General features: G+C 40.6%; 12 protein-coding genes. 6 read left to right on the top strand and 6 right to left on the bottom strand.

Annotation, left to right across the window (positions count from 1 at the left end; all coding sequences use genetic code 11):
- Positions 1–34 precede the first annotated feature (34 nt).
- The 5 genes from RMX69_RS29505 to RMX69_RS24375 all read right to left on the bottom strand — a co-directional run bounded on the left by RMX69_RS29505 (position 35) and on the right by RMX69_RS24375 (position 3,678).
- Positions 35–292 carry a transposase family protein gene (locus RMX69_RS29505; protein WP_416211626.1) on the bottom strand — a complete coding sequence of 86 codons (258 nt, stop codon included), beginning with the start codon at positions 290–292 and terminating at the stop codon, positions 35–37.
- A 122-nt stretch (positions 293–414) separates the two neighbouring features.
- Positions 415–564 (bottom strand): DUF6887 family protein, encoded by a 150-nt coding sequence (locus tag RMX69_RS24390; RefSeq protein ID WP_322638973.1) that lies wholly within the window; start codon positions 562–564, stop codon positions 415–417.
- A gap of 106 nt (positions 565–670) precedes the next feature.
- Positions 671–1,636 carry an aldo/keto reductase gene (locus RMX69_RS24385; protein WP_289797909.1) on the bottom strand — a complete coding sequence of 322 codons (966 nt, stop codon included), beginning with the start codon at positions 1,634–1,636 and terminating at the stop codon, positions 671–673.
- A gap of 172 nt (positions 1,637–1,808) precedes the next feature.
- Complete coding sequence (locus RMX69_RS24380) at positions 1,809–2,972, bottom strand: hypothetical protein (protein WP_322638972.1); 1,164 nt, start codon at positions 2,970–2,972, stop codon at positions 1,809–1,811.
- Between the two features lie 184 nt (positions 2,973–3,156).
- Entirely contained in the window at positions 3,157–3,678 is a 522-nt protein-coding gene (locus RMX69_RS24375; RefSeq protein WP_289797911.1) for a hypothetical protein, read from the bottom strand.
- A gap of 241 nt (positions 3,679–3,919) precedes the next feature.
- On the opposite strand from RMX69_RS24375, the gene nfi reads away from it, so the two are divergent.
- The 4 genes from nfi to RMX69_RS24355 all read left to right on the top strand — a co-directional run bounded on the left by nfi (position 3,920) and on the right by RMX69_RS24355 (position 7,493).
- A complete protein-coding gene (nfi, locus tag RMX69_RS24370) occupies positions 3,920–4,585 on the top strand; it encodes a deoxyribonuclease V (RefSeq protein ID WP_322638971.1) in 666 nt (221 codons plus the stop codon).
- Positions 4,586–4,692: 107 nt separating this feature from the next.
- Positions 4,693–5,241 carry an FHA domain-containing protein gene (locus RMX69_RS24365; RefSeq protein ID WP_322638970.1) on the top strand — a complete coding sequence of 183 codons (549 nt, stop codon included), beginning with the start codon at positions 4,693–4,695 and terminating at the stop codon, positions 5,239–5,241.
- A gap of 80 nt (positions 5,242–5,321) precedes the next feature.
- Positions 5,322–7,280, top strand: coding sequence for an FHA domain-containing protein (locus RMX69_RS24360; protein ID WP_289797914.1), 1,959 nt, complete (start codon positions 5,322–5,324; stop codon positions 7,278–7,280).
- Positions 7,281–7,364: 84 nt separating this feature from the next.
- Positions 7,365–7,493, top strand: coding sequence for a hypothetical protein (locus RMX69_RS24355; protein ID WP_289797915.1), 129 nt, complete (start codon positions 7,365–7,367; stop codon positions 7,491–7,493).
- Positions 7,494–7,501: 8 nt separating this feature from the next.
- Here RMX69_RS24355 and RMX69_RS24350 read toward each other — a convergent pair whose 3' ends face one another.
- Positions 7,502–9,583 (bottom strand): cation:proton antiporter, encoded by a 2,082-nt coding sequence (locus RMX69_RS24350; protein ID WP_322638969.1) that lies wholly within the window; start codon positions 9,581–9,583, stop codon positions 7,502–7,504.
- 672 nt (positions 9,584–10,255) lie between these two features.
- Between RMX69_RS24350 and bchM the strand changes: the two genes are divergently transcribed.
- Together bchM and RMX69_RS24340 are read left to right on the top strand one after the other, a co-directional pair.
- Positions 10,256–10,942, top strand: coding sequence for a magnesium protoporphyrin IX methyltransferase (gene bchM, locus RMX69_RS24345; protein WP_289797917.1), 687 nt, complete (start codon positions 10,256–10,258; stop codon positions 10,940–10,942).
- A 114-nt stretch (positions 10,943–11,056) separates the two neighbouring features.
- On the top strand, positions 11,057–11,437 hold the full coding sequence (locus RMX69_RS24340; protein WP_322638968.1) for a hypothetical protein: 381 nt from the start codon (positions 11,057–11,059) through the stop codon (positions 11,435–11,437).
- Positions 11,438–11,484 lie beyond the last annotated feature (47 nt).

Raw genomic sequence — 11,484 nt, 5'->3', positions numbered from 1 at the left:
AGAGTTAGTGTAACTAGATATGTAAAGTTTTGTATTAGGATTCAACATTTCTGATTGACATCATAATATTTCTGAATGTTGATGCTGACGGAAATTGAATATCTGGAGATAAATCTAATAATTTGATTAGAGATAATCGATGATTTTTTGTGAACTCAGCTAAAGGTTTATACCCCCAATATCCTGTACAACTACCTAACAAAACTATAGTTAGTATTATCCAAAGTCTATGTCTAATACCTCTAGCATGTCGATAATCGGGAACCCCTTGGATTGCTTCGATTAAATTCATTCCTAACTTTCCTCTGGGAGAACCGTGTTTTTCTTAAGGAATCATCCTTCTATGTTATATTTTCTCTCTCGACAATTAATCCACCCTGCTCCCCGCTCTTCGGGAGGGGGTTGGGGGTGGGGTTATTTTATTATGGGTAATTTGGCGGACATGATATTATTAGGATTTCTCCGCCCGATCAATGCTTCAATCGCTTCATCATCTTCACGATGAGCTAAAATATACGCTCTAAGTTCTTGTCGGGACATTTTGCTAAAGTTGGGCTTCGTCATCGTTAAACCCTCATTGACCATCGGAAAATGAATTTGGGCATTGTACACTATAAAATTTGGCTTTATTTGATAGTTTGCGGCTTGATTTGGACATTTTTTAGTCGGGCTAAGTCCAAGCACGGAAGAATGTACTATCTTCCCAGACATTAGCAGCCCGCCCTGCGATCGCTGTCAATTCTTCCTTTTTGAGAGGTACAAAAGCCCGCGCTATCTTGACATTATTTTCTAATTGTGGAACTGTCTGTGCCGCAACCACGCAACAATGAACCCCAGGCTGAGACAGTGTGTAACCTAAAGCTTCCTCCATACCTGTCAACGCACCTGATTTAAACAGCCGACCATAAGCCGGGACTTTCATCGCAATCACACCAACATTTTTTTCTTGAGCAACTGGTAGAACCACTGGGATAAATGGACGTGGGTGGTGTTTGTCGGCGGCATTCACAGGAATCAGTGTAGTGTGGAAAGGGTAGCGACGTAACCCTTCAGCAATTACTTGAGGGTCGTGATGTCCGGTGATCCCAGCAAAACGCACCAATTTTTGTTCTATAGCTTCTTCTAAAGCTTTAATTGCACCAGATGGACTAAAAATGGTGTCGAGTTCTTCCGAAAAAGAGACACGATGCAACTGCCACAAATCGAGATAATCTGTATTGAGACGTTTAAGCGATCGCTCCAATTCTCGCCATGCACCATCCCGATCTCTTTGATCGGTCTTGCTTGCTAGAAACAGCTTTGAGCGATGGGGTGGTAGCACTTTGCCTAAATAATCTTCACTCGGCCCATAAGTAGCTGCTGTATCAAAGTAGCGAATGCCAAGTTCCAGCGCTCTTTGAATAATTGCTGTCGCATCACTCTCTTTTCCTTCGCCGCCGGATAGTGGCATTTGTCCTGCTCCAAACCCGAAGATAGGCAGATTTACTTTCGTGCGTCCCAGTACCCGTTCTGGCATAGTTGATGGCGGTGTGGCAGTGTTGGTAGTGTTTTGCTCAAAAGCATTAGTTGCCACAATACCTCCAGTTACAGCAATGCTAGTAATTAGGAAATTACGCCGCGTTTTTCCTTCTGTCATGATTGGCTTCGGGGGCGAAATAACTTTTATTATAAAATTTTAGCTAGGGAGAATTAATCGGATATCCTTCTAAAGCATAGATTCAGTGTCGAGCAAAGGACATTCTTCTAGATATAGCCTTGTAGCTTCTTTAAGACTCCTTTTTCTAGTTTAGCTTTGAGGTGCGATCGCATTACTTGTTACCAAGGGAATTTTTTTCAGCGTAGTTGAGATTTATTTGATATTCTTTAATTTTTTGTTGGGCTACTACATAATTTGGGCTAGAAGATGGCACAGTTTTCAGAAGTGCGATCGCAGCTTCCCACTGACTCACAACTGTCTTCCACTCATCTGGAGATTTTGCTGATTGAGTCAGGTTAGCTGCATTAATTGCTTTACTTACTGCCTCTCGGAATGTATTAGTTTGGAGTAACACAGTCGGCGATTCTGAAGCTACTGGTGAGGGTGTAACTAATACAGGCTTTGATGGTATTTGTGTTGAACTTTTAGAAGTTAGGGGGAGTCTTTCTGAAAATCTTGAATAAAAGTAGATTCCTAGAGAAATTGAAAATATTATAAAAACGAACAACAACTTTTTATTTAAACTACGATCCTTCCGTCGAGTCTCGATAATTATATTTTGTTCATTATTCGATAAAATATTCGATTTTATTTTGTGCAAACCCATTTCTTGGTGCAATCTATCAACTTCTTCCTCTGAATTTAAATTAATATTTGATTTACTTGTATCTTTTTCTTTATTGCCAGAATAAGCAGATATTATTCGATGTCTTACCAAATATTCAATTTGATAAATCAGTGCGCCAGTAGAAATGTAGAATAGCCCAAACATTAATACTATACTATTATTGATATTTTGTATTTGTGTATAGTATTCAATTTGTCTGTCGTAGCTCTGATAAAATAATGGTAGAAGCATTGTACAAAAAAAAGCTGCTACCAGTGTAGAAATTGTAATTACAAGCCAAGCGTACAATCCTTCCCACCAACTCATTATTCCTGGTAATAACCCTTTTGTTCTACCTATTTCGGGTGCCTGAATTACTGATATAAACCGACTTATGAGCAAGTGTAATAAGTGGTGAGTAAAAGAAATAATAGGAATTGGAGATAGCATTAACAGTATTGTAAATATAGCAAATAATTCCGAGCTTTTTACAATATATGTGATATGGTAGCCTAACTTTCCAGGGTTCTTGAGTACAAATATAATAGTGCTCAACAATAAGTTTAAAATCAATGCTTTTAACCAAGAGCTAGGATAAGGAAACCATAAAGGCCAGTAAAATTTTCGTAATTTTTGCTTAATAACTTCCTGATTATTCGGCTGCGTCATAACCTATAAATGTAAAAAATAAATTATTGTCTATCTTATGATTCCCTATTTACACTTATAAGCAACATTATCGGAACTTTTATCTTCCTATATTTAAAGTTAGTTGAGCTGGATTTGTCATATCTCTTGTAAAAAACCACATTGGAGACTGTTTCCTACATGATTATGTAAAGTGAATTAAATACTAACGTTCCTTTGTAATCACAGAACTACCATTACTAATACTTACTTTTTGAATAAAAACGTCAGTACAAGAGGATAAAATATCAGTACTGATTTGATTAGCAATAAATTCAAAATCTTGGTTTGTTAATCCCTGTGCCGTATCGCCACTGAAGTTAATACAAATAGTTAGAATTTGAGGATTGTTAGAAGAATGTTCATTATCTACTGGTTCTAAATCATCTTCTACCATGCCCAAATCAAACTCTTTACTCCAAGCTGGAAACTCCTTATATGTTTGTTGTCCATAAACTTTGACTCTTTCAATAGATGCAGCCCCTAAAGCTGTTAACCCTTTGCGGATAAATGCAACTAAAATTTGCTGATTTGGTACTTGGGCAGATTCTAGCGTTACCTCTAAGCAAGCATCTTGTAAGGCAACTTTTGCGTTGATCCTTTTGGGGTGTAGGTGACGGTTCATCAGAGATGCGATCGCTTCTGCATCTCCCTGTTTTGCAAGTTTTAGAATATTTGGCTGTGTCATAACCAGTAAAAGAGAAAATCTAGAAAAATACACTTATATTCTCAGGATTCCCTCTTGACAGCCTTAAGTAACATTGTGATGCAAGATATCAGCTAACCTGGGCTAAAATATTTAGTATAAAGATAGTCATTTACAGACTTTTACAAAAATATATTTTCCCTGTATCAACATCAAAAACTCTTGTTTTTGTGCTTGCCAAATTAACAGGATTAATATTAATCAGTTAATTCCAATTTTCAATATGAAATTTTACCGAGATCATGCTTGGCCTTCAACGCTAGAAGAAGCCATAGTTATCCAAGAAACGCTGCAAAATCAAGTAATTACTGAGGATCAACTGCAAGAACCCATCCAGTACGTTGCTGGAGTGGATATGGGTTTTGAAGCTGATGGAACAATTAGCCGTGCTGCTGTTGCAGTGCTGAGTTTTCCTGATTTGCAAGTAATCGAGACAAGCCTAGCACATCGTCCTACAACCTTTCCTTATGTTCCTGGGTTTCTCTCATTTCGGGAAATTCCAGCCGTCCTCGATGCCTTGGAAAAGATTAAAACAACACCAGATATCATTCTGTGTGATGGTCAAGGAATTGCTCATCCCCGCAGATTAGGTATAGCTAGCCATTTAGGGTTACTTATAGATATGCCGACAATTGGTGTAGCTAAGTCCAGATTGGTAGGTAAGCATGAGGAATTGGCAGAAACCAAAGGTAGTACGCAACCACTGATCTATAACGGTGAAACCATTGGGGCAGTTTTGCGATCGCGCACAGGAGTAAAACCTCTTTACATCTCCAGTGGTCATCGAATTAGTTTACCGACAGCGATTGACTATGTATTGCGCTGTACGCCCAAATATCGGCTACCAGAAACTACACGCATTGCTGATAAATTAGCGTCGGATAGATAAAGCTTGTTGAAGTTTTTTCTAAATGCTTGCTTGCACCTACTCAATCATGTTAGGAATCGCACAGGAAGATGTTGAAGTAGCTAAATACGATTTACGAAGTTAGAACCATGAACGCACTAACTTTACAGTGGCACGATGCGGGTCAAGATAAAACTCAGAATATTTACGAACAACAGCCAAGTCAAAATCATGGCACTGTCCGCATCGGTCGCGATCCCCACCGGTGCGATATTGTTCTGAGTCATCCTACTGTGTCTGGACTCCACGTTGAAATCTTTTTTCATCACCAGCAACAACGCTTTTATATCAGGAATTTGCGATCGCAAAATCCCCCCGTTATCGATGGACGGCAATTAGTCCAAGGTGAAATGCCGTTAACTGAGGGCACTAGTATCAATTTGGGACAAATAAAACTCAATGTTACAAGCATTTCCACAGGTAGCATTCCAGCAACGATTTTGCTACCACCCAATCCAGCAGTAAATCTCGGACATCACCATCACCCACAAACACCCCCCGCACCACCGCTAGGAATTTATGGCTTAGAATGCCCCAAATGTCATAAAGTTTCCCCAGGAGAGAATCTACAAATTGGCTGTCATTGGTGTGGGACATCTTTAGCTGCGGCTGTGAGTGTGTTGGTAGTTAGGAGTTAGGGAATGGGGAGCAGGGGAGCAGGGGAGCAGAGGAGAACGAACGGTGACTATTAAAGCCAATGACAAATGACAAATGACAAATGACAAATGACTTACAAATCCAATTGAGTTGGGACGAACCGGCGACGGGTGAACGGCGAGAACCACTGTTGAATATGCCAATCGCTTTTGGTCGAGAATTTGCTCGCTTACCTGCTGAACTCAGGGGAGTGCGGGTTTCTCGGATGCTACTTAACAGTAATGAAGTTTCTCGCTACCATGCCCTAATTGACTGGGAACAAGATCATTTAGTAGTGATTGATCAAGGTAGCGTTAACGGTGTCTATGTCAATGGTCAACCACAAACGCGCAGTGTTCTAGTTAATGGCGATACGTTGCAAATTGGCCCGTATTTGATTGCAGTGACATTTGGTGCTAACGCCGCTGAACCAGATACTAGCGCCCCTTCAACGATTCACTTCAACGCAAATACCAATCGCCCAGACCCCAGTTTGCCTGTAGTTCAGCCGCTAGCGCCCGTGGCAAGTAATTTCCCGCCATTGGCGTTTCAGGCGCAAAAAGTCTCTGTGCAAGCACTTCATGCTACGGGATTACCGGTAGATGAATCTGATTATCTAGCGATCGGGGCGGGATTGGGTAGCTTTGTTTGGGCTGATTTGCTGCGAATTAGTGGTGTGCGTGCTGACAAAATTGTGGCTTTGGGATTAGAGGCGGAACCTTATGCCCGTTACAAGCGCCTCTGTCTGAATTCGCAAATTCCCTTATATGAAAGACTGCGTTCTAATTCTGATTCTTGTCCCGATAATATTTGGGGTTGGCCTAGTTATGCCTTGCGGGAAGCTTGGGGAGACTTAAGCAAGGGAGAGATAAAGTCAGCATTCAAGTATTTATGGCAAGTGTTTGCTGAACCAACATTTGCAGAAACTTATACTCCCCGTGCGGGTAATGTCTTTGATTCCATAGACAGGGAGACGAAGCGCATTGACTGGAATCAAATTTATCGTTATGGGCGAGTTAGGGTAATTCGCAAAACCGATGATGGCAGATATTGCGTAGCCTATTCTCGCGGTCCAGGAAATTATGCTTTTTTAGTTAGTCGTTATTTACATTTAGCTACTGGATATCCAGCAATTCAGTTTTTGCCAGATTTGCAAGCTTATAGAGAAAAATATCAAGATTTTAAATCTGTAGTTAATGCTTACGAAGCTCACGATCATGTTTATGAGCAACTAGAGCAACATGGTGGTACGGTATTGATTCGGGGGCGGGGAATTGTGGCTTCGCGGATTGTGCAGCGGATTTATGAAGCCAGAAAACGAAATCGGAATATTGCAGTTTTGCACTTAATGCGATCGCCTAAACCTCAAGGTAACAAATTTCAAAATACTCAGCGCCTAGTCAAAAATCATTACGAATTTCAACCCTTTAACTGGCCGAAAGCCTGTTGGGGCGGCGAACTCCGGGCAATGTTAGAAAAGGCCAGTCCCGATGAACGCAAGCGTTTACTAGCAGACTGGGGTGGAACTACCACCGCCGACCGCCAAGACTGGCAGCAAATTACTGCCCAAGGGTTAAGCGAAGGCTGGTATCAAATTACCTTCGGAGAGGTTCTGGATGTAGAACGAGATGCCCAAAACCGGACTATTACCCGTATCCGAGAACAAAGCTTTGGGGAAATGAAATTGCTAGCCGACTTTATTGTTGATGCTACTGGACTAGATGCCAAAGTAGATACCAATCCCCTCTTAGCGGATTTGGTGAAACATTACAATCTCCCAGTCAATCACCTGGGGCGATTGACTGTAGCGAACAATTTTGAATTGGTAGAAATGCGTAGCGATCGAGGTCAAATGTATGCTGCGGGAGCTATCACTTTAGGTGGCCCTTATGCCGCAGTTGATAGTTTTTTGGGTTTGCAGTACGCCGCATTAGTCGCTGTTGATGGACTGGCCGCAGTTCGTGCGCCTGGAGTCCAAAGGTTGAATGTTGTAAGTTCTTTTAGACAATGGTTGAAGTGGGTGTTAAATCAATCACCTTAGTATTATGAGGCAGGGGGCAGGAGGAATAGAGTATTTATTTTAACTAAACCTGTAATCGCCACAATCACAGTGGCAATTCCCCCAATGGACAATAAAGTTAAAAATGCCGCCGCCAGAATAATTCCTGGGTTGTGCGATCGCTCTTGTCGATTCCCATCACACAGACAAAAGCGATCGCAAGTATTTTTACTTTTCCCTTTTTACTGGCGTTGACTCGCACATTACGAATTCGGCTCTCCCAATAACACAATTGAGCATTTCAATTCTTGAATCATCTGCGTTGTCACTTCGCTGACTGCTAATCCTCCGGCTGTGCGATAACGAACGGAACGTAATACTGCTAAATCAAACGCCTGAGCTTCCCGAATTACGACTCTAGCGACATCATCACCCCTGATTGTTTGGATATTCGTATTCACCTGTAACTGGCTTTTAGAAGCGATATCAGACAATTGAGATACAAATCTTTCTACTCGGTTTGGGGGTGATTTGCGATCGCATACGTGTAACAGCACAACTTCCGCCTGATTGACATCAGCCAAAATCTGGGCAAACCTTAAAGCACCAATAGTTTGGCGCGTTAAGTCTCCAACTGGTACAAGAATTCTTTGGATTTTCTTGGGACTGCTCAAGAGGCGTGTAACTGCAACTGGACAGTGAGAAGACCAAAACACGCTATCAATGACATTACCAAATAAACGGGCACGTAAACCTGTTGTCCGCGACCAACCCATCACTACTAAACTAGCGTTTTGTTCTCGACTTGTGCGGCTAATTGCCAAAGCTATATCATCGTCAATCCGATTTGCAGGTGAAACTTCTACATCAAATTCTTGACTGATTTCTCTAGCTAAACTTAATCTTTGCTGACTCTGGTCGAGTGCTGTTACTAATTGTGGGTCGTCCATGTGAATATGTGCCCTAGTAATAGCTAATGGCACAATTTTTCCAGATTCATGACTAGCCAGCAGTGCTGCCATTTCTATTAGATAGCGTTGCGTTTGAGGATTGTATATTGGTACTACTACAGTAAATGGATACGGTTTTTGCTCTACTAGTTGAGTTTCATTACCTTCCCACCAAGTTGTCAAACTATCTGTTTCAAAATCTGTCTGAGAAAGCTGTAACGAAGAAGCAAAGCGTGCTGTTATTATGGGCCCCAAAATTGCAGTCACCAGCATGAGAACAATCACACTGTTTAAAACACCTTCATTGATTAATCGCTCACCGGCAGGGTTTTTAGTTTGATATGCAACTAAGGCTGCTGCTAGTGTGGCTGCTACCTGTGGTAGTGACAACGACCACATTGTTAGCAACTCCGCCGTATTATAGCGGTATAACAGTTTGGCTAAGAATGCCGCGATAAATTTGCTGCCAATCAAAGCTACTACAATTACCACAGTCAGCCAAACTGAACTGAGAGTTCTTATAAATGCAGGAATATCAATCAATAATCCCATATCCACAAAGAAACAAGGAATAAATAAAACACTGCCAATAAACTCAACCTTTTCTTTGACTGGGCTACGTCCTAGAACGTCATTGACTGCTAAACCTGCTAAAAAAGCACCAACAATTTTTTCAATTCCAATTACCTGCGCTCCGACAGATGCCAAAAATAATGCTAGTAATATAAACAAAAACTGGTTACTTTGTTCATCTCCAGATCGGCGAAAAAACTCTTTTCCTGCCCAGTCAAAGCCAAACAGAACAACAACAGAGTAAATTGCTAATCCTCCTAACAAAGTTGCTAAACTCAAGGCGGAGAATTGCCCTCCATGAATTCCCACACAAATTGCCAACACTAACAAAGCACCTGTGTCAGTAAAAATTGTTGCCCCAATGGTGACGGTTACAGCTTCATTTGTTACTACTCCCAAACGACTCACAATTGGATATGCTAAGAGTGTATGAGATGCTAGTAGAGAACCAATTAAGAAGGAGGTATTCCAGCCAAAATTGAATAAACGTCCAACAGCAATGCCAGCAATTAATGGTACTAAGAATGTTAGGATGCCAAACCCAATTGAGCGATTTTTAGTTTTACGGAACTGCTCTAAGTCAATTTCTAAACCCGCCACGAACATCAAATAAATCTTGCCAATATCCGAGAGTAGATTGATTGTTTCAGACTCAGAATTCAACAACTTTAATCCATTTTGCCCCAAGACTACGCCTGCTACTAACAAACCCACTAATCCAGGTAGTCGCAGTCGCTCAAATATCGGAGGGACAGTAAAGATTACTGTTAGAAGAATTGTAAATGCAACAATAGGACTGTCTGTGAGCGAGTTCAGTGTCATGTGTAATAAATCAGCCTAGATAGTAGATGTACAAGAGGCATACGAAATTTTACTTAATTTTCTTGTATAGTTCCGTTTTATTGGTTACATATAATTAAATCTTTAATAGTATAATTGTTGCGATCGCAGTTCAATTCTATCTTAAGGAGGTATTTTTTATATCCATAGATATAAATCTCGATGAGATTTGAGGTTGCAAAAATTATGAGTATTTAAATAGCTATAAATAGTATTTAGCGATTATGAATTGTGAAACCATAGAAAAATAGAAGTTTTAATTTAAATAAACAAATATAACCTAAACAATTATTTAAACGGAAAAATAATGCTAACAGCTTGTGCTATTACAACATCCAATTTGGTAATATAGACTAATCCAAAGTAATTATATAAATATCGCGATTTGCTGATTTATTTAAAAGTAAATCGCTGTTATGGGCAAAAGGTATATCTAAAAGCCATAAAACCCTTAAATTCAGTCTTTTGCTTGTTAAGCTAGTACAGCTTCAATTTTGCGCCTCTGGACTGGAATTCGATAGCCTGAGTTACTTTATGTACGTAAGTATCCTTGCTTATCGGCCAACTATCATCTGGAAAAATCTGGAAGACCGCTCTTATGGGTTCCTATCAATGATAATTTTAAGCATTGGGAACCCCTAAAAATCGAAGTTTATGAACGCAGCCGACGACAAAACAATTGTTCGCGAGTATTTCAATTCCACAGGGTTTGACCGTTGGAAGCGAATCTACGGCGATGGCGAAGTCAACAAAGTCCAATTAGACATCCGCAATGGACACCAGCAAACTGTGGATACAGTTCTCGGTTGGCTGAAGGCTGATAACAATTTACCAGAGCTATCAATCTGTGATGCTGGCTGTGGTGTCGGTAGTCTCAGCATTCCCCTGGCAGTAGATGGTGCCAAAGTCTATGCCACCGATATTTCGGAAAAAATGGTAGAAGAAGGCAGAGATAGAGCAAAGCAAACTTTGGGAAATACCGAAAATCCTACTTTTGCCGTGCAGGATTTGGAATCATTGAGTGGTAGCTACCATACCGTTATTTGCCTAGATGTTCTCATCCATTACCCTCAAGAAAAAGCCGATGAGATGATATCTCACCTCTGCTCTTTGGCACAGTCGCGGATAATTCTCAGTTTTGCGCCGAAGACCTGCGCCCTGAGTATACTCAAGAAAATTGGCAGTTTCTTTCCTGGTCCAAGTAAAGCCACTCGTGCATATCTGCATCGTGAGGCTGATGTGGTGAAAATCTTGGAAAGTAATGGCTTTTCATTGCAAAGACGGGCAATGACGAAGACTCGCTTCTATTTTTCTCGCCTACTGGAAGCCACACGCAATTAAGGTTCAGATCGCAGCAAAGGGACTATAAACCTCTTGCTGCGATTTGACAATTTCAAACCTGAGATTGTCAAAGTTAATGTTGGTATTCTGGCAAATTAAAAGGGGAATAATAAAGTGGTTAAATATGCTGAACGTTGTATTTTTTCAGAAGAAGAATATTTAGAGGCATTCTACTCAATTTATCAGGGATTAACTCTAGGACATAAAGCTATCTTGGATAAGTTGTATCAGCATTGTTACTTTATGAAAGATAATCGCAGATTACGTACTTGGGAGTTATCTGAAGCTGCTGGATATGATGGTGATTCTCCTGGACAAATTGGTCATTTAGGTGCAAGTTTTTGCAAATTTTTTGGAGTAAAAGATGAGGAATTTGGTCAACCAGCACTTGCAATAGTTAATTGGTTTGCAGATGAAACGAATGGGTATTGGTACATTGAGCTAATTCCTGAAGCAGCTAGAGCATTTAAGCGTTTTCGCCTCGAAACTATCTAATTACAAGGGTTGGTAATGTTAGTTAATTTATACAGGTAAAAGGTTAC

This window comes from Nostoc sp. EspVER01 (assembly GCF_034530635.1).
Taxonomy (GTDB): domain Bacteria; phylum Cyanobacteriota; class Cyanobacteriia; order Cyanobacteriales; family Nostocaceae; genus Nostoc.
Note: the sequence above shows the minus strand (reverse complement) of the source record. Positions and strands in the feature narration are given on the sequence as shown.